This window comes from Pseudomonas sp. lyk4-R2A-10 (genome assembly GCF_030209075.1).
GTDB lineage: Bacteria > Pseudomonadota > Gammaproteobacteria > Pseudomonadales > Pseudomonadaceae > Aquipseudomonas > Aquipseudomonas glycinae.
Genome location: NZ_JARVSR010000002.1, coordinates 455,467 through 474,336, shown reverse-complemented (window position 1 = coordinate 474,336; position 18,870 = coordinate 455,467). Strand labels below are relative to the sequence as shown.

Below are 18,870 nucleotides of genomic sequence, written 5' to 3'. Positions count from 1 at the left end.
TCAAACCATCGCCGCAAAATTCAGCCGGAACTGCTGCGGCGTCACCCCCAGCCGCCGGTTGAACACACTGCGCATATGTTGCGCATCGCGAAACCCGCACTGATACGCCACGGTCTTCAGCGGCGCCGTGGTGCTTTCGAGCATCACCCGCGCCGCATCCACCCGCGCTCGCTCGACGAATTCCGCCGGGGTGACCTTCGCCTCCCTCGCAAACACCCGAGAGAAATTCCGCGCACTCATGTTCGCCGCGTTCGCCAGGTCGGCGATGGTCAGGTCGCCGGTAAGATTGGCCAGCACATACAACTGCACCATCGCCACCGCCGACGTCGGCTCGGCATGCGGCGTGAGGAACGGGCTGAACTGCGACTGCCCGCCCGAGCGCTGGGTGAACACCACCAGCCGCTTGGCCACGCTCAGCGCGACCTCGGCCCCGTAGTCACGCGCCAACAGGTACAGCGACAGATCGATCCCCGCCGTCACCCCCGCCGAGGTGTAGAGCTGGCCGTCCTCGACGTACAACCGATCGGCCTCGACCCGACTGGACGGGCACAACTGCGCCAGCGCTTCGGCGTCGTTCCAGTGGGTGGTGACCGTGCGCCCGTCCAGCAACCCGGCACGGGCTAGCATGAATGCGCCATTGCAGATCGAGCCGAATCGCCGCGCCCGTCCACAGGCCTCGCGCAGCCAGACATCGAACGCCTCGCCGAAATCCAGGAACGGCAACTGCGGCCCACCGGCCACCAGCAGCAGGTCGTAAGCGTCCTGCACGTCGCTGAAGTGCCGATGCGCACTCAGGGTCAGCCCGTTGGAACACGCCATCGGCCCGCGCTCGACGCCGATCACGTCGAGCCGGTAATGATCCTCCGGCGCCAGGAAGCGGTTGGCCTCGGCAAACACGTCCATCGGCCCGCCGACGTCCAGCGCCTGCGCGCCGGGGAACACCACGATGGCGACGGTTTTGTTCATGGCGATATGGGCTCCGGGAAATGGCGGATCAGCGCCAACCCTAGCCAATCCTCGCCGCAGAAGCGAGCTGGCACGATTTGCAGGTGCAATGGCAAGGATCGCAGCCATGGATCGATTGTTCGGTCTGGCCCCCGGGAACAGACTTTCCCCATCAGCGCCGTGACGGCGTTTTCGACGAGGAAGCTCAACATGACCACGACCATCGCCGGTATCCGGATCCCCGACAGCGCCCTCGCCCGGGCCACCACCGAATACATCCGCGACATCGAATCCGACCTGCTTTACCACCACTCGCGCCGGGTGTTTCTGTTCGGTGCCTTGAGTGGAGAACGCCAGCAACTGGCCTACGATCCGGAGCTGCTGTACGTCGGCGCGATGTTCCACGACCTGGGTCTGGTCGAAGGCCACCGCAGCGACGACGAGCGCTTCGAGGTCGATGGCGCCAACGCAGCCGCCGCGTTTCTAAAACCGTACGGGTTGAGTGACGACGACATCGAGCAGGTGTGGCTGTCGATCGCCCTGCACACCACGCCGGGGGTGCCAAAGCATCTGCGCCCGACCGTGGCGCTGGTGACCGCAGGCGTCGAGATGGACGTGCTGGGCATGGACTACGCGGCGTTCACCACGGTGCAGCGTGAGGCGGTGGTGCATGCGCACCCACGGGGCGAGGGCTTCAAGGAATGCATCATCTGCGCGTTCGCCGACGGCTTGCGTCATCGTCCGCAGACCACGTTCGGCAATGTGAAGACCGATGTGCTGAAGGATCAGGCGCCGGGGTTCAAGCCGATGAACTTCGTCGAAGTGATTCGCCAGTCGCCCTGGGTTTCCTGACCGGCATAAAAAAACCTCGCGGCCGTGACCGGTCGCGAGGTTTTTTGTATCCGCAGACTTAAGCCGCTTCCGGCGTCGGCGCCCGGCGCACGTCCGGTTGCTTCCACGAATCCGCAGCGCCCTCTTCGATGGCCTGCTGAATCGCTTTCTTGCGGGCTTCTTCGGCACGGCGGCTGAAGAACCAGACCAGGAAGGTCACCAGCGACACCGCCAGCAGAATCAGGCTGGCCACGGCGTTGATCTCAGGCTTCACGCCCAGACGCACCGCCGAGAACACTTCCATCGGCAGGGTCGTTGAACCCGGGCCGGAGACGAAGCTCGCCAATACCAGGTCATCCAGCGACAGCGCGAACGACATCATGCCGCCCGCCGCCAGCGACGGCGCGATCATCGGGATGGTGATCAGGAAGAACACCTTCCACGGACGCGCACCGAGGTCCATCGCCGCTTCTTCGATCGACAGGTCCAGCTCACGCAGACGCGCCGACACCACCACCGCCACATACGCCGCACAGAACGTGGTGTGGGCGATCCAGATGGTGACGATGCCACGCTCCTGCGGCCAGCCGATCATCTGCGCCATCGCCACGAACAGCAGCAACAGCGACAGACCGGTAATCACCTCAGGCATGACCAGCGGCGCGGTGACCAGGCCGCCGAACAGCGTGCGGCCCTTGAAGCGGGTGATGCGGGTCAGCACGAAGGCTGCCAGCGTACCCAGCGCCACCGCGGCAATCGCGGTGTAGCAGGCGATTTCCAGCGAGCGCACCACCGAGCCCATCAGTTGCGAGTTGTCGAGCAGGCCGACGTACCACTTCACCGACCAGCCGCCCCACACCGTCACCAGTTTTGAGGCGTTGAACGAGTAGATCACCAGGATCAGCATCGGCAGGTAGATGAACAACAGACCGAGCACCAGCATCAGGCTGGAGAAACGGAAGCGCTTCATTCTTTACCCTCCATTTCCTTGGCCTGACTGCGGTTGAACAGGATGATCGGCACGATCAGGATCGCCAGCATCACCACCGCCAGGGCGGACGCCACCGGCCAGTCACGGTTGTTGAAGAACTCTTGCCAGAGCACTTTACCGATCATCAGGGTTTCCGGACCGCCGAGCAGTTCCGGGATCACGAACTCGCCCACCACCGGGATGAACACCAGCATGCAGCCGGCGATGATGCCGTTCTTGGACAGCGGCACGGTGATTTTCCAGAAGCTGTTGAAGGTGCTCGAACCGAGGTCGGAAGCGGCCTCCAGCAGGCTGGTGTCGTGCTTCACCAGGTTGGCGTACAGCGGCAGGATCATGAACGGCAGGTACGAGTAGACGACGCCGATGTACACCGCCAGGTTGGTGTTGAGGATCTGCAGCGGCTCGTCGATCAACCCCATGCTCATCAGGAAACCGTTGAGCAGGCCGTTGTTGCTGAGGATGCCCATCCACGCATACACGCGGATCAGGATCGCGGTCCAGGTCGGCATCATGATCAGCAGCACCAGCACCGTCTGCAGCTCTTTGCGGGCGCTGGCGATGGCGTAGGCCATCGGGTAACCGATCAACAGGCACAGCAGCGTGCTGAAAAATGCCATCTTCAGCGAGCCGAGGTAGGCGGCGATGTACAGCTCGTCGTCGCCGAGCATCGCGTAGTTGCCCAGGTTCAGCAGCAGTTGCAGCTTCTGCTCGGCGTAAGTGTAGATCTCGGTGTACGGCGGAATGGCCACGTCCGCTTCGGCGAAGCTGATCTTCAGGACGATGAAGAACGGCAGCATGAAGAACAGGAACAGCCAGATGAACGGAACCCCGATGACCAACTGGCGGCCACCGGGAATTATTCGATTGAGCCGGCGTTTGAATTTGCGCATGTTCATGAGCGAAGTACCACGCCGCTGTCGTCTTCCCACCAGACGTAGACCTGATCGCCCCAGGTCGGACGCGCACCACGGCGCTCGGCGTTGGCCACGAACGACTGCACCAGCTTGCCGCTCGGCAATTCGACGTAGAACACCGAGTGACCGCCGAGGTAGGCGATGTCATGCACCTTGCCGCTCGACCAGTTGTATTCGCAGGTCGGCTGGTCGGCGGTGACCAGCAGTTTTTCCGGACGGATCGCGTAGGTCACGGACTTGTCCTGCACCGAGGTGCTGATGCCGTGGCCGACGTAGATCTGCCGGTCGAGGTCCTTGCAGGTGATGGTCGCGTGGCCTTCGGCGTCGTCGATCACTTCGCCTTCGAAGATGTTCACGTTACCGATGAATTCGCAGACCAGACGGCTGGTCGGGGTTTCGTAGATGTCGATCGGGCTGCCGATCTGGGCGATCCAGCCCAGGTGCATGATCGCGATGCGCTCGGCCATGGTCATGGCCTCTTCCTGGTCGTGGGTCACCATCACGCAGGTCACACCCACGCGCTCGATGATCTCAACCAGCTCAAGCTGCATCTGCGAACGCAGTTTTTTATCCAGTGCACCCATCGGTTCATCGAGCAGCAGCAGTTTCGGCCGCTTGGCCAGCGAACGCGCCAATGCCACACGCTGACGCTGACCGCCGGACAACTGGTGCGGCTTGCGCTTGGCGTACTGGCTCATCTGCACCAGCTTGAGCATCTCGGCCACGCGGGCGTCGATCTCGGCCTTGGGAATCTTGTCCTGTTGCAGGCCGAACGCGATGTTCTGCGCCACGGTCATGTGCGGGAACAGGGCGTAGGACTGGAACATCATGTTGATCGGTCGCTCGTACGGCGGCATGTCGGTGATGTCGACACCGTCGAGGAAAATGCGCCCCTCCGTGGGCCGTTCGAACCCTGCCAGCATCCGCAGCAGAGTGGATTTGCCCGATCCCGAACCGCCGAGCAGGGCGAAGATCTCGCCCTTCTTGATTTCCAGGGACACATCGTCCACGGCAACCGTCTCGTCGAACTTCTTCGTGACCCGGTCGATTTTGACCAGCACCTGTTTCGGTGTCTGGTCGCCCTCGAGGGCTTTCTTATAGGCGCCGGAGGCAACTGCCATTTACAAAACTCCCAGAAAAAAAGAGTGCAGTTCGCCCACGCAAGACGAACCCAGGATAGTTTGTACGTTGAAGCTATTTACCCGACTTGACCTTGGTCCAGCTGCGGGTCATCAAACGCTGAATGTTCGGCGGCAACTCGATCGACACGTAGGTCTTGTCGAGCACGGCCTGCGGTGGATAAACCGACTCGTCGGTGCGGATGGACTGCTCCATCAGCTTGTCCGAACCCGGATTGGGGTTGGCGTAACCGACGTAATCACTGACCTGGGCGATCACCTCAGGTTTCAGCAAATAGTTGATGAAGGCGTGGGCCTCTTTGACGTTGGCCGAATCCTTCGGAATCGCCAGCATGTCGAACCACAGCGCGCCGCCCTCTTTCGGGATCGAGTAGGCGATGTTCACGCCCTTCTTGGCTTCTTCGGCGCGATTCTTGGCCTGGAAGATGTCGCCGGAGAAACCGATGGCCACGCAGATGTCGCCGTTGGCCAGATCGCCGATGTATTTCGAGGAGTGGAAGTAAGTCACGTACGGACGCACCGCCAGCAGTTTGGCTGTGGCCTTCTCGTAATCCTTGGGATTGGTGCTGTTGGCGTTCAGGCCCATGTAGTTGAGCACGGTCGGCATCATTTCATCGGCCGAATCGAGGAACGCCACGCCGCAGCTGTGCAGCTTCTTGATGTTCTCCGGCTCGAACAGCACGCTCCAGGAGTCGATCTTGTCGACGCCGAGCACGGCCTTCACTTTATCGACGTTGTAGCCGATGCCGTTGGTGCCCCACAGGTACGGTACGGCGTACAGGTTGCCCGGATCGTTCTGTTCCAGGCGCTTGAGCAGCACCGGATCGAGGTTGGAATAGTTCGGCAGTTGCGCCTTGTCGAGCTTCTGGAACGCGCCCGCCTTGATCTGCTTGCCGAGGAAGTGGTTCGACGGCACGACCACGTCGTAGCCGGTACGCCCGGCGAGCAGCTTGCCTTCCAGGGTTTCGTTGGAGTCGAACACGTCGTAGACCGGCTTGATCCCGGTTTCTTTCTGGAAATCGGCCAGGGTGGTCTCGCCGATGTAATCCGACCAGTTATAAATATGCACAGTACCGGCGGCTTGGGCACCGACAGCGAACGTCAGGCCGGCAGCGGCCAGCAGGGCATTGCGCAAAGAAGAAAAAATAGGCAAGTGGAGGTCCTCTGATTTAGTTGGGCCCAAGTTGCCCCGTGCTGCATGACAGTCACGGTTGCCCGGCAACAAAACCGGCGCGCAACTTACCTTCGAAAAACCGTTCCAGCAAAACTTTCTGTCATTTAATTGCACCGCTGACCGCCCGGGTGAAGGCGACGGCCAGCGGTGGCTGCTTCAAACCGGCTTATTTACCGGATTTGATCTTGGTCCAGCTGCGAGTGATCAGGCGCAGGGTGGCCGCGTCCAGATCGCTGATCGCGTAGAGCTGCTTCTTCACTTCAGCCGAAGGGTAGATGCTCGGATCGCTGGTGATTTCCTTGTCCACCAGGGCGGTGGCCGCCTTGTTGCCGTTCGGGAAACGCACGGCGTTGGTGATTTCGGCCATCACTTTCGGCTCGAGCAGGTAGTTCATGAACTTGTAGGCGGCTTCGACGTTTTCGGCATCCTTGGGAATGGCGACCATGTCGTAGAAAGTACCGGCACCTTCTTTCGGAATGGTGTAGGCCAGTTTGACCTTGTCACCGGCTTCCTTCGCGCGGGTCTTGGATTGCTCCAGGTCACCCGAGTAGCCGACCGCTACGCAGATGTTGCCGTTGGCCAGGTCCGAGATGTACTTCGAGGAGTGGAAGTAAGCCACCGAAGGACGAATCTTGAGGAACAGGTCTTCGGCGGCTTTCAGGTCAGCCTTGTCTTTGCTGTTGGTCGGTTTGCCCAGGTAGTGCAAAGCCGCCGGAATCATTTCGGTCGGTGCGTCGAGGAAGCTCACGCCGCAGCTTTTCAGCTTCTCGATGTTTTCAGGCTTGAACACGATGTCCCAGGAATCGATCTTGTCGATGCCCAGGGCAGCCTTGACCTTGGCCGGGTTGTAGCCGATGCCGATCGAACCCCACATGTACGGGAACGCGTGTTTGTTGCCCGGGTCGCTGGCGTCGCCAACGGCCTTGAGCAGGTCTTCGTCGAGGTTCTTCCAGTTCGTCAGCTTGGACTTGTCCAGTTCCTGATAAACGCCGGCCTTGATCTGCTTGGCCAGGAAGTTGTTGGAAGGCACCACGATGTCGTAACCGGATTTGCCGGCCAGCAGCTTGGCTTCCAGGGTTTCGTTGCTGTCGAAAACGTCATAGACGACCTTGATGCCCGTCTCTTTTTCGAAATTGGCAACCGTGTCCGGCGCGATGTAGTCGGACCAGTTGTAAACGTGCAACACCTTGTCGTCCGCCTGAACCGCACCCGCCATCACGCCCATCAGGGACATGGCGAGCAGAGTCTTGCCAGCGAGCTTTTTGCCTAATGCCTTCATGCGTTAATGCTCCAAATTTTTCTTTTTTGAACCACTTTGTTCAGCGGCCGAACCCGGACAACTGGAACCGCGACTAGTCTGGCAAGATCCGAGGCGGTCTTTCAAGAAAAGACCAGCCTTTCTGACAGCTCCGAGCGACAGCGCAACAGCTCCATCGCTCAGAGCCTAGCACTTAGCCCTGCAACGCACTCAGGGTCAGGTCCAGGCACTTGCGTGCCTTCGTCACCAGCTCATCGATCTCCGCCTTGCTGATCACCAGCGGCGGCGCGATGATCATGGTGTCGCCCACGGCACGCATGATCAGCCCGTTGTCGAAGCAGAACTGGCGGCAGATCATGCCCACACCCTTGCCTTCGTAACGCTTGCGAGTGGCCTTGTCCTGCACCAGCTCGATGGCCCCCAGCAGACCGACTCCGCGCACTTCACCCACCAACGGGTGATCGTTCAGTTCGCGCAGACGTTTCTGCAAATACGGTGCCGTTTCTTCATGGGCGCGTTCGATGATTTTCTCTTCGCGCAGAATCCGGATGTTTTCCAGACCTACTGCCGCCGCCACCGGGTGACCGGAGTAGGTGAAGCCGTGGTTGAAATCGCCGCCCTCGTTGAGTACCGCCACCACTTCATCGCGCACGATCAGGCCACCCATCGGGATGTAGCCGGACGTCAGGCCTTTGGCGATGGTCATCATGTGTGGTTTGAGGTCGTAGAAATCGCTGCCGAACCATTGGCCGGTACGGCCGAAACCGCAGATCACTTCATCGGCCACGAACAGAATGTCGTACTTGGCGAGGATTTCCTTGATGCGCGGCCAGTAGGTGTCCGGCGGAATGATCACGCCGCCAGCGCCCTGGATCGGCTCGGCAATAAAGGCACCGACGTTGTCCACGCCGACTTCCAGAATCTTTTCCTCCAGCTGATTGGCCGCCCAGATCCCGAACTCTTCCGGGGTCATGTCGCCGCCTTCGGCGAACCAGTACGGCTGGGCGATGTGGACGATGCCCGGAATCGGCAGGTCGCCCTGTTCGTGCATGTAAGTCATGCCGCCCAGGCTTGCGCCGGCCACGGTGGAGCCGTGGTAGCCGTTCTTGCGGCTGATGATGACTTTCTTGTTCGGCTGACCCTTGATCGCCCAGTAGTGGCGAACCATGCGCAGCATGGTGTCGTTGCCTTCGGAGCCGGAACCAGTGAAGAACACGTGGTTCATGCCTTCTGGCGCCACGTCGGCGATGGCCTTGGCCAACTCCAGTGCTGGCGGGTGGGCGGTCTGGAAGAACAGGTTGTAGTAAGGCAGTTCGCGCATCTGCTTGGCGGCCGCATCGGCCAGCTCGTCGCGTCCATAACCGATCGCCACACACCACAGACCCGCCATGCCATCGAGGATCTTGTTGCCCTCGCTGTCCCACAGGTACACGCCCTTGGCGTTGGTGATGATCCGTGGACCTTTTTCTTTCAGCTGCTTGAAGTCGCTGAACGGAGCCAGGTGGTGATCGCTGCTGAGGGCTTGCCACTCACGGGTTTGCGGGTTGTTGCTGGTCATGCCAATTCTCCTTGTTATCGGTGAAGGCGCGGCGGCTGGCCACCGCGCCCGGCGTATCAGACAGCGAAGAGCAGGTACTCACGCTCCCAGGAACTGATCACGCGCTTGAAGTTTTCATGCTCGGCCCGCTTGACCGCGACGTAGCCGGTGATAAAGGTCTTGCCCAGGTATTTCTCGATGGTCGCGCTGTTTTCCATACGCTCCAGCGCGTCCTCGATGGTCAGCGGCAGGCGCAGGTTGCGGCGCTCGTAACCACGGCCCACGACCGGCGCGCTCGGGTTGATGCCTTCGACCATGCCGATGTAGCCGCAGAGCAGGCTCGCGGCAATCGCCAGGTACGGGTTGGCGTCGGCGCCCGGCAGGCGGTTTTCCACCCGGCGGTTCTGCGGGCCGGCATCCGGTACGCGCAGGCCCACGGTGCGGTTTTCTTCGCCCCACTCCACGTTCACCGGCGCCGAGGTGTCCGGCAGGAAGCGGCGGAACGAGTTGACGTTCGGTGCGAACAGCGGCAACAGCTCAGGGATCAGTTTCTGCAGGCCACCGATGTGGTGCAGGAACAGCTGGCTCATGGTCCCGTCATCATTGGAGAACACGTTTTTGCCAGTCTCGATGTCGATGATGCTCTGGTGCAGGTGCATCGCACTGCCCGGCTCGCCGGTCATCGGCTTGGCCATGAAGGTCGCGGCCACGTTGTGCTTGAGGGCGGCCTCGCGCATGGTGCGCTTGAACACCAGGATCTGGTCGGCCAGCGACAGGGCATCGCCGTGACGGAAGTTGATTTCCATCTGCGCCGTGCCGTCCTCGTGGATCAGCGTGTCGAGGTCCAGTTCCTGCAATTCGCACCAGTCGTAGACGTCTTCGAACAGCGGATCGAATTCGTTCGCCGCTTCGATGGAGAACGACTGACGACCGATCTCCGGACGCCCGGAGCGGCCGACTGGCGGCTGCAACGGATAGTCAGGGTCGTCGCTGCGCTTGGTCAGGTAGAACTCCATTTCCGGCGCCACGATCGGCTGCCAGCCCTTGTCGGCATAGAGCTTCAGGACTTTCTTGAGGACGTTGCGCGGCGACAGCTCGATCGGGTTGCCTTGCTTGTCGTAGGTGTCGTGGATCACCTGGGCGGTCGGCTCGATGGCCCAGGGCACCAGGTACACGGCGTTCTGGTCGGGACGGCAGATCATGTCGATGTCGGCCGGGTCGAGCAGTTCGTAATAGATGTCGTCTTCGACGTAGTCGCCGGTCACGGTCTGCAACAGAACGCTCTCTGGCAGGCGCATGCCTTTTTCGGCGATGAACTTGTTGGTCGGCGAGATCTTGCCCCGGGTAATGCCGGTCAAGTCGCCGATCATGCATTCGACTTCTGTGATCTTGTGGTCTTTCAACCAATCGGTGAGCTGGTCGAGGTTGTTACTCATAAATGCCTCTGGGCTGAGTCTCCTGACAGATGTCAGGCAATGTTTGACGCACCAGGCGTCGCGTTAAAGGGCCTTGCTTGCGCGCAGTGCCGGCTTACGCCCGGCACCGCGCATAGACAATGAAGGAGGAGCTTACCTGCCCTTTACGCTGGCGTTGCATTTCCTGTGCACATCCCGGGCGTGCAGAATCACGGGCACGACGACGGACGCGGTGCAGGCCGGGAGAGGGAAAGAGATCTATATTGAAAGGAGAACCGCTAAAGAGGATGCCCTCGCACACGTCCAGAATATCGGACGCTGTCGCTCGATCTGCCACGGGCTGGGAGATCGCTGACACGTTGCAGGCCTTGCTGGCCGCGCTGCGGACGGACGTGTCGCCACTGATGTGATAAGCATGCAGACCTGACTGCAAAGAGCAGTCGGTGACGCCGATTAACGGCAGGCGAGACATGAAGCACCCCGGTATTATTGCTGTTATGGGTTTGATCGGAGCTTAGCCTTGTTCATTTTTTTACACAACACCCCCGTAAAAAATACAACACGGCCTGCTCAAGCCTGCGGGTGGCGCGTCTTTCACGGATAAAAAAATGCCCCAAAGTGCCCCATAAATGCCCTCGCAGCGCTTTTTCAGGGCACAAAAGGCCTCGCTTGACTTCGGCAGGCCGTTCGGGTTGACTGAAACCAGAAAAGATCAATGATTGATATTTTTAACAACAAAGGTGTTGCATCATGTCGGTACCCCCGCGTGCCGTTCAGCTTAACGAAGCGAACGCGTTCCTTAAGGAACATCCTGAGGTTCTGTACGTTGACCTTCTGATTGCGGATATGAATGGTGTGGTGCGCGGCAAGCGCATCGAACGCACCAGCCTCCACAAGGTTTACGAGAAAGGCATCAACCTGCCGGCCTCTCTATTTGCTCTGGATATCAATGGCTCCACGGTGGAAAGCACCGGCCTGGGCCTGGACATCGGCGACGCCGACCGTATCTGCTATCCAATCCCCGATACCCTGTGCAACGAGCCATGGCAGAAGCGCCCGACCGCGCAACTGTTGATGACCATGCACGAACTCGAAGGTGACCCTTTCTTCGCCGACCCGCGCGAAGTGCTCCGTCAAGTTGTTGCAAAGTTTGACGAGCTCGGCCTGACCATCTGCGCCGCGTTCGAACTCGAGTTTTACCTGATCGACCAGGAAAACGTGAACGGCCGCCCTCAGCCGCCACGCTCGCCGATCTCCGGCAAACGCCCGCATTCGACTCAGGTTTACCTGATCGACGACCTCGACGAATACGTCGACTGCCTCCAGGACATTCTGGAAGGCGCCAAAGAGCAAGGTATTCCGGCCGACGCCATCGTCAAGGAAAGTGCCCCGGCGCAGTTCGAAGTGAACCTGCACCACGTCGCCGACCCGATCAAGGCATGCGACTACGCGGTCCTGCTCAAGCGTCTGATCAAGAACATCGCCTACGACCATGAAATGGACACCACTTTCATGGCCAAGCCGTACCCGGGCCAGGCAGGCAACGGTCTGCACGTCCACATTTCGGTTCTCGACAAAGAAGGCAAAAACATTTTTGCCAGCGAGGATCCCGAGCAGAACGCCGCGCTGCGTCACGCGATCGGCGGTGTGCTCGAGACCCTGCCCGCGCAGATGGCTTTCCTCTGCCCGAACGTCAACTCCTACCGTCGTTTCGGCGCACAGTTCTACGTGCCGAACTCGCCGAGCTGGGGCCTGGACAACCGCACCGTGGCCCTGCGCGTACCGACCGGCTCCGCCGACGCGGTCCGTCTGGAACACCGCGTTGCCGGCGCCGACGCCAACCCGTACCTGCTGATGGCTTCGGTGCTGGCGGGCGTGCACCACGGTCTGACCAACAAGATCGAGCCACCGGCTCCGACCGAAGGCAACAGCTACGAGCAGAACGAGCAGAGCCTGCCGAACAACTTGCGCGATGCCCTGCGCGAGCTGGACGACAGCGAGGTGATGGCCAAGTACATCGATCCGAAATACATCGATATCTTCGTCGCCTGCAAAGAGAGCGAGTTGGAGGAGTTCGAACACTCCATCTCCGACCTCGAGTACAACTGGTACCTGCACACCGTTTAAGCGGACTGCAGCAAAGGAAAACGCCGTTGGCTTCTCAGCCAGCGGCGTTTTTTTATTGGCCTCTGTGGCAGACATTCAAGCTCTGCGTACAATGCCCGCTGCCCCGCAGGAGACTTTCATGACGCGTCCCGCCCCCGTCCGCAAACCCCGTGCCCGCAGTCAGGCGCGGATCGATTCGATACTCGACGCCGCGCGCACGCTGCTGGCCGCCGAGGGCGTGGCGAGCCTGTCGATCTACAGCGTGGCCGAGCGCGCGCAGATTCCGCCCTCTTCGGTCTACCACTTCTTCGCCAGCGTCCCGGCGCTGCTCGAAGCGCTGACCGCAGATGTGCACGCAGCCTTCCGCGCCTGCCTGCAAGCGCCGATCGATCACGATGCCCTGCGCGACTGGCGCGACCTGTCACGGCTGGTCGAAGAGCGGATGCTGGAAATCTACGGCGAGGATGCCGCCGCTCGCCAGCTCATTCTCGCGCAGCACGGCCTGACCGAAGTCACCCAGGCCGACCGTCAGCACGATCTTGAGCTGGGCGACCTGATGCACAAGCTGTTCGACCATCACTTCGAACTGCCGCGACTGCCGGATGACGTCGACGTGTTCGCGCTGGCCATGGAACTGGGCGACCGCGTTTATGCCCGATCGGTGCAGCAGCACGGGCAGATCACCCCGCGCATGGCCGAGGAAGGCATGCGGGTGTTCGATGCCTATATCGGGCTGTATCTGCCGCCGTATCTGCCCAAGCGCTGAGACATGATCGTTCCCACGCTCTGCGTGGGAACGATCAACATCAGCGATCAGCGAACAACAAAAAACCCCGAAGGGCTCACACCCTTCGGGGTTGTTTTTGTTCCACGCCCTTACAACTTGGCGATAGACACCTCGGTGGATTTCACGAAGGCGATCACTTCGCTGCCGACCTCCAGTTCCAGCTCCTTGACCGAACGGGTGGTGATCACCGACGTGACGATGCCGGAAGCGGTCTGCACGTCGATTTCCGACAGCACGTCGCCGAGAACGATCTCCTTGATCGCGCCTTTGAACTGGTTGCGTACGTTGATGGCTTTGATAGTCATGGCATTGATTCCTGTCGTTTGCTTGAGTTATTGAGCCCAACGCAGTTGCGTAGGCAAGGGTGAAACGGGTTCCGGCGCCGGCGGCTCGCCGGGCAGGGACAACACACGGTTGAGCACTTCGGTTTCCAGCGCGGCCAAGCGATGGGAGCCGCGGACCCGAGGGCGCGGCAGCTCCACTTGCAGGTCGAGGCCGACTTCGCCGTCCTCGATCAGAATCACCCGGTCGGCAATCGCCACCGCTTCGCTGACGTCGTGGGTCACCAGCAACACGGTGAAACCATGCTGTTGCCAGAGACGTTCAATCAGTTGCTGCATCTCGATCCGGGTCAGCGCATCCAGCGCGCCCAGCGGCTCGTCGAGCAGCAGCAGACGCGGTTGATGGATCAGCGCCCGGGCCAGCGCCACACGCTGCTTTTGCCCGCCGGACAGAGCCGCCGGCCATTCGTTGGCGCGATCGGCGAGGCCGACTGCATCCAGCGCCTGCAAGGCTTGCGCACGCCAGTTGCCCTTGAGACCGAGACCGACGTTGTCGATGATCTTTTTCCACGGCAGCAGCCGTGCTTCCTGGAACATTAACCGGGTGTCATCCCGCGCATCGCTGAGCGGTGCAGCCCCGGCGAGCAAATCGCCGCCGGTAGGTTGATCGAGGCCGGCGAGCAAGCGCAGCAACGTGCTTTTGCCGCAGCCACTGCGCCCGACCACGGCGACAAACTGCCCCGCCGGAATATGCAAGTCGATACCGCGCAGCACTTGCCGCGAGCCGAAGGTCTTTTGCAGATTGCGCACCGCCAGCGGAATCCCGCGCAGCAGGCGTGGAGGTTGTTGAGCGGTCATGCCGCACCTCCTTTCGCCACTTGATACGCCGGATGCCAGCGCAGCCACACACGTTCAAGGCCACGGGCCGCGAGGTCGGCCAGTTTGCCGAGCACCGCGTACAGCAGAATCGCCAGCACCACCACGTCGGTCTGCAAGAACTCGCGGGCGTTCATCGCCAGATAACCGATGCCGGAGCTGGCAGAAATGGTTTCCGCGACGATCAGCGTCAGCCACATGAAGCCCAGGGCGAAGCGCACGCCGACCAGAATCGAAGGCAGCGCACCCGGCAGAATCACCTGCCAGAACAGGCTGAAACCGGACAGGCCATAACTGCGGGCCATTTCCACCAGCGCCGGATCGACGTTGCGGATGCCGTGATAGGTGTTGAGGTAGATCGGGAACAATGTGCCCAATGCCACCAGGAAAATCTTTGCCGACTCGTCGATGCCGAACCACAGGATCACCAGCGGAATCAGCGCCAGGTGCGGCACGTTGCGGATCATCTGCACCGAGCTGTCGAGCAGGCGTTCGCCCCACTTCGACAGGCCGGTGATGAAGCCCAGCACCAGGCCGATGCTGCCACCGATGGTGAAGCCCAGCGCGGCGCGCCAGCCGCTGATTGCCAAGTGCGTCCAGATTTCGCCGCTGCGCACCAGACTCACGCCGGCTTCGATCACCGCCACCGGCGCCGGCAGAATCCGTGTCGACAGCCAACCGGCCAACACCGACAACTGCCACACCGCCAGCAACAACACCGGCAACGCCCAGGGCGCGAGGCTGTGGATAAATTTCTTCATGGCGGCGCCTCAGCTCTGGGACGCGGCTTTGGGAAGAATGTCGTTGGCCACCATCTCGCCGAACGGGCTGACGTAACCGGCGCTTTTCGGCAATTCCGGGCGCTCGACGTCGAGGTGCGGGAACAGCAGTTCGGCCACCCGATACGATTCTTCGAGGTGTGGATAACCGGAGAAGATAAAGGTATCGATGCCCAGATCCGCGTATTCCTTCACCCGTGCAGCCACGGTCGGGCCGTCGCCGACCAGCGCCGTGCCAGCACCGCCGCGCACCAGACCGACGCCGGCCCACAGGTTCGGGCTGACTTCGAGGTTGTCGCGGCTGCCACCGTGCAGCGCGGCCATGCGCTGCTGGCCGACCGAGTCGAACCGCGCCAGCGAAGCCTGAGCGCGCTTGATGGTGTCGTCGTCGAGATGCGAAATCAGGCGATCCGCCGCCTGCCAGGCTTCAGCGTTGGTTTCCCGCACGATCACATGCAGGCGAATGCCGAAGCGCACGGTGCGACCGAGCTTGGCCGCTTTGGCGCGAACCTGTTCGATTTTCTCGGCCACGGCTGCCGGCGGCTCGCCCCAGGTCAGGACCATTTCCACTTGTTCGGCGGCCAGATCCTGCGCCGCTTCCGACGAACCACCGAAATACAGCGGCGGACGCGGTTGCTGGATCGGCGGATAGAGCAATTTGGCGCCCTTCACGCTGATGTGCTCGCCATCGTAATCCACGGTTTCGCCTTCCAGCACGCGGCGCCAGATCCGGGTGAATTCCACCGAGGCCTGATAGCGCGCTTCGTGATCGAGGAACAGACCGTCGCCGGCCAACTCTTCCGGATCGCCACCGGTCACCAGGTTGAACAGCGCACGACCGCCGGACAGACGATCCAGCGTTGCCGCCTGACGCGCCGCCACCGTCGGGGAAATGATCCCGGGGCGCAGGGCGACAAGGAATTTCAGACGCTGGGTCACCGGGATCAGCGAGGCCGCCACCAGCCACGAGTCCTCGCAGGAACGGCCGGTGGGAATCAGCACGCCGCCAAAACCCAGTCGATCCGCCGCTTGCGCGACCTGTTGCAGATAGCCATGGTCGACGGCGCGGGCGCCTTCGGCGGTGCCAAGGTAATGGCCGTCGCCGTGGGTCGGCAGGAACCAGAAGATGTTGAGGCTCATGGAGTGGTCTCCTTGGGGATTCGATTTACTGGGCTTGGGTGACCGAGCTTTGGGCCACAGCGGCCGGCGGGGTCCAGATCACGTCCTTGATGCTCAACGGCTTGGGAATCAGCTTGAGCTGGTAGAAGGTGTCGGCGATTTTCTGTTGTGCGGCGACCACTTCCGGGGTCAGGAACAGCGCGCCGTAGCCCTGGCGTTTCACCGAGGTCAGGGTGATGTCTGCCGGCAGGCCGAGCAGCGGCGACACCTGTTGGGTCACGTCTTCCGGGTTGGCCTTGGACCATTCACCGACAGCGCGCACTTCTTCCACGAGGGTCTTGATCACCTCGGGATTTTTCTGTGCGTAGGGCTTGGTTGCCAGGTAGAACTGGTGGTTGTCGACAATGCCTTTGCCGTCACGCAGGGTGTGCGCTTGCAGCTGTTTCTCGGCGGCCGCCTGGTACGGGTCCCAGATGACCCAGGCGTCGACGCTGCCGCGCTCGAACGCGGCGCGGGCATCGGCCGGCGGCAGGAATACGGTTTGAATGTCGCTGTACTTGAGACCGGCATCTTCCAGCGCACGCACCAGCAGGTAGTGAACGTTGGAGCCTTTGTTCAGGGCGACTTTCTTGCCCTTGAGATCCGCCACCGATTTGATCGGCGAATCTTTCGGTACCAGGATCGCTTCGCTGTTCGGCGCTGGCGGCTCGTAAGCCACGTAGAGCAGATCGGCACCGGCCGCCTGGGCGAAGACCGGCGGGGTTTCGCCAGTGACGCCGAAGTCGATCGAGCCGACGTTCAAGCCTTCGAGCAGTTGCGGGCCGCCGGGGAATTCAGTCCATTGCACGTCGACGCCTTGGGCGGCGAGACGTTTTTCCAGGGTGCCCTTGGCTTTGAGCAGCACCAGCGTGCCGTATTTCTGATAACCGATTCGTAGCGTCTCGGCTTGAGCTTGAGTGATGGCGCCGAAGGACACAGCCGCAGCAAACAGAGCGACCAGACCACGACGCAAAAATACAGTGCGCATAGCGCTCTCCTTTTTGCTGTTGGGTTTTGGCTGCACCTGCTTGGCCGTTGGCGGCTGAGTAAGGTGAGTACTTCAAGTTTCGGTGTGGCTCAAATGCTCCAGCGAGCACTCAACAAACGTTCGTTCAACAATCCCGGCTCCAGCGGCTTGGGCCGGCGGGCCATGGCGCTGACAAACTGGTCCAGCGCTTCATGCAGTCGCTGCTCCAGCGCCGGTGCCAACTGCGCCTGGGCACTGCCTTCGCCGTAGGCGATCTGGCTGTCCTCGGCAAAAATCCCTTGCAGCATTTCCTGGGCCTTCAACGCCGACAGCACAGGCTTGAGGGCGTAATCGACCACCAGCATGTGGGCGATGCTGCCGCCGGTGGCCATCGGCAGAACAATCTTGTGGTTCAGCGCACGTTCGGGCAGCAGATCCAGCACGGTCTTCAGGGCGCCGGAAAACGACGCCTTGTACACCGGCGTGGCGATCAGCAGGCCGTCGGCGTTTTCAATCTGTTGCAGCAGGTCGAGCACCTTCGGGCTGTCGAAGCGGGCGTGGAGCAGGTCTTCGGCCGGGAAGTCCCGCACCTGATAACTCACCACTTCCACCCCTTGCTGCTGCAACCAGCGTTGCGAGCGTTCCAGCAACACCCCGGAGCGGGAACGTTGACTGGGACTGCCACCGAGTGAGACGACCAGCATTCAGAGAATTCCTTGCGCGTTACAGGCGATTCGCGGGTTGCGATCTCGCTTCAATGTCAGTGACCTTACCAGCTGATTTATATATCCATAAATCATATTTATTCATTTGGTTATTCTTTATAGAGATATGCATTTCACTTTCCTGCGGGCAAAAAAACAGGCCGTAAAGACGGCCTGAAACCCTGCATCGTGGTTTTTGCTGATCGCCCCATGCAGAGCCTGGGAACGATCCGAGGTAGGTTATTTGTTCGGCTGTGGTGTAAGGCGCAGGTACGGCTTCACCGCGCGGTAGCCCTTCGGAAAGCGTTGTTTGATTTCGTCTTCGTCCTTGAGTGACGGCACGATTACCACCTCTTCACCGTCCTGCCAGTTGGCCGGGGTGGCCACCTTGTAGTTGTCGGTGAGCTGCAGCGAATCGATCACCCGCAGAATCTCGTGGAAGTTGCGGCCGGTGCTCGCCGGGTAAGTGATGGTCAGGCGGATCTTCTTGTTCGGATCGATCACGAACAGCGAACGCACGGTCAGGGTGTCGTTGGCGTTCGGGTGGATCAGATCGTACAGATCGGACACCTTGCGATCGGCATCGGCCAGGATCGGGAAATTGACGATGGTGTTCTGGGTTTCGTTGATGTCCTCGATCCACTTGTGGTGCGAGTCCACCGGGTCGACCGACAGTGCAATGGCTTTCACGCCACGTTTGGTGAATTCGTCCTTGAGCTTGGCAGTGAAGCCCAGCTCGGTGGTGCAGACCGGGGTGAAGTCCGCCGGGTGGGAAAACAGCACGCCCCAGCTATCGCCCAGCCATTCGTGGAAACGAATCTTGCCGGCGCTGGAATCCTGTTCGAAATCGGGGGCGATATCGCCAAGTCTGAGGCTCATGGTGCGGCTCCTGATGAGTGGTTGGAGACCTCAACTGTAGCTCGTGATTCGTTCTTCTGAAAAAGAATAAATAACTAGATATTTATATCTTTATTGAATATTAAACATCTATTCACTGGACGCCCGGCA

Annotated in this window: 18 protein-coding genes; 3 read left to right on the top strand and 15 right to left on the bottom strand. The window is 60.8% G+C overall.

All coding sequences use genetic code 11. The features are described from left to right. On the bottom strand, window positions 1-966 hold the full coding sequence (locus QRN46_RS04470; RefSeq protein WP_285354329.1) for a GlxA family transcriptional regulator: 966 nt from the start codon (window positions 964-966) through the stop codon (window positions 1-3). Between the two features lie 189 nt (window positions 967-1,155). Between QRN46_RS04470 and QRN46_RS04465 the strand changes: the two genes are divergently transcribed. Next, window positions 1,156-1,797 (top strand): HD domain-containing protein, encoded by a 642-nt coding sequence (locus QRN46_RS04465; RefSeq protein ID WP_039765393.1) that lies wholly within the window; start codon window positions 1,156-1,158, stop codon window positions 1,795-1,797. 58 nt (window positions 1,798-1,855) lie between these two features. Here the strand turns inward: QRN46_RS04465 and QRN46_RS04460 are convergent, their stop codons facing one another. From QRN46_RS04460 to QRN46_RS04430, 7 genes are all read right to left on the bottom strand, one after another. Next, window positions 1,856-2,746: an ABC transporter permease subunit gene (locus QRN46_RS04460; RefSeq protein ID WP_007953503.1), complete on the bottom strand. Its 891-nt coding sequence runs from the start codon at window positions 2,744-2,746 to the stop codon at window positions 1,856-1,858. Then, window positions 2,743-3,624: an ABC transporter permease subunit gene (locus QRN46_RS04455; protein WP_170844921.1), complete on the bottom strand. Its 882-nt coding sequence runs from the start codon at window positions 3,622-3,624 to the stop codon at window positions 2,743-2,745. The genes QRN46_RS04460 and QRN46_RS04455 overlap by 4 nt, the downstream gene beginning before the upstream one ends. 35 nt (window positions 3,625-3,659) lie before the next feature. Next, on the bottom strand, window positions 3,660-4,802 hold the full coding sequence (locus QRN46_RS04450) for an ABC transporter ATP-binding protein (RefSeq protein WP_007953506.1): 1,143 nt from the start codon (window positions 4,800-4,802) through the stop codon (window positions 3,660-3,662). A gap of 73 nt (window positions 4,803-4,875) precedes the next feature. Beyond that, window positions 4,876-5,973: a polyamine ABC transporter substrate-binding protein gene (locus tag QRN46_RS04445; protein ID WP_041475453.1), complete on the bottom strand. Its 1,098-nt coding sequence runs from the start codon at window positions 5,971-5,973 to the stop codon at window positions 4,876-4,878. Window positions 5,974-6,160: 187 nt separating this feature from the next. Beyond that, on the bottom strand, window positions 6,161-7,273 hold the full coding sequence (locus tag QRN46_RS04440; RefSeq protein WP_011336446.1) for a polyamine ABC transporter substrate-binding protein: 1,113 nt from the start codon (window positions 7,271-7,273) through the stop codon (window positions 6,161-6,163). A 172-nt stretch (window positions 7,274-7,445) separates the two neighbouring features. Further along, window positions 7,446-8,810: an aspartate aminotransferase family protein gene (locus QRN46_RS04435; RefSeq protein ID WP_011336447.1), complete on the bottom strand. Its 1,365-nt coding sequence runs from the start codon at window positions 8,808-8,810 to the stop codon at window positions 7,446-7,448. A 56-nt stretch (window positions 8,811-8,866) separates the two neighbouring features. Further along, complete coding sequence (locus QRN46_RS04430) at window positions 8,867-10,225, bottom strand: glutamine synthetase family protein (RefSeq protein ID WP_011336448.1); 1,359 nt, start codon at window positions 10,223-10,225, stop codon at window positions 8,867-8,869. A 729-nt stretch (window positions 10,226-10,954) separates the two neighbouring features. On the opposite strand from QRN46_RS04430, the gene QRN46_RS04425 reads away from it, so the two are divergent. Beyond that, entirely contained in the window at window positions 10,955-12,331 is a 1,377-nt protein-coding gene (locus QRN46_RS04425; protein WP_011336449.1) for a glutamine synthetase family protein, read from the top strand. Window positions 12,332-12,449: 118 nt separating this feature from the next. Continuing rightward, window positions 12,450-13,076, top strand: coding sequence for a TetR/AcrR family transcriptional regulator (locus tag QRN46_RS04420; RefSeq protein WP_007953517.1), 627 nt, complete (start codon window positions 12,450-12,452; stop codon window positions 13,074-13,076). A 110-nt stretch (window positions 13,077-13,186) separates the two neighbouring features. Here the strand turns inward: QRN46_RS04420 and QRN46_RS04415 are convergent, their stop codons facing one another. From QRN46_RS04415 to QRN46_RS04385, 7 genes are all read right to left on the bottom strand, one after another. Then, window positions 13,187-13,402 (bottom strand): TOBE domain-containing protein, encoded by a 216-nt coding sequence (locus QRN46_RS04415; RefSeq protein WP_007953520.1) that lies wholly within the window; start codon window positions 13,400-13,402, stop codon window positions 13,187-13,189. 27 nt (window positions 13,403-13,429) lie between these two features. After that, complete coding sequence (gene ssuB / locus QRN46_RS04410) at window positions 13,430-14,236, bottom strand: aliphatic sulfonates ABC transporter ATP-binding protein (RefSeq protein WP_201818859.1); 807 nt, start codon at window positions 14,234-14,236, stop codon at window positions 13,430-13,432. Further along, the gene (gene ssuC / locus QRN46_RS04405; RefSeq protein ID WP_221615781.1) at window positions 14,233-15,015 is read right to left on the bottom strand and encodes an aliphatic sulfonate ABC transporter permease SsuC; all 783 of its coding nucleotides are present in this window, start codon (window positions 15,013-15,015) and stop codon (window positions 14,233-14,235) included. Before ssuC ends, ssuB begins: the two co-directional genes overlap by 4 nt. A 9-nt stretch (window positions 15,016-15,024) precedes the next feature. Next, on the bottom strand, window positions 15,025-16,173 hold the full coding sequence (gene ssuD, locus QRN46_RS04400) for an FMNH2-dependent alkanesulfonate monooxygenase (protein ID WP_011336452.1): 1,149 nt from the start codon (window positions 16,171-16,173) through the stop codon (window positions 15,025-15,027). A 25-nt stretch (window positions 16,174-16,198) separates the two neighbouring features. Continuing rightward, the gene (locus tag QRN46_RS04395) at window positions 16,199-17,179 is read right to left on the bottom strand and encodes a sulfonate ABC transporter substrate-binding protein (protein ID WP_011336453.1); all 981 of its coding nucleotides are present in this window, start codon (window positions 17,177-17,179) and stop codon (window positions 16,199-16,201) included. A gap of 89 nt (window positions 17,180-17,268) precedes the next feature. Next, window positions 17,269-17,862 (bottom strand): NADPH-dependent FMN reductase, encoded by a 594-nt coding sequence (gene ssuE / locus QRN46_RS04390; protein WP_011336454.1) that lies wholly within the window; start codon window positions 17,860-17,862, stop codon window positions 17,269-17,271. A gap of 240 nt (window positions 17,863-18,102) precedes the next feature. After that, window positions 18,103-18,741, bottom strand: coding sequence for a peroxiredoxin (locus QRN46_RS04385; protein ID WP_011336455.1), 639 nt, complete (start codon window positions 18,739-18,741; stop codon window positions 18,103-18,105). Between the last annotated feature and the right edge of the window lie 129 nt (window positions 18,742-18,870).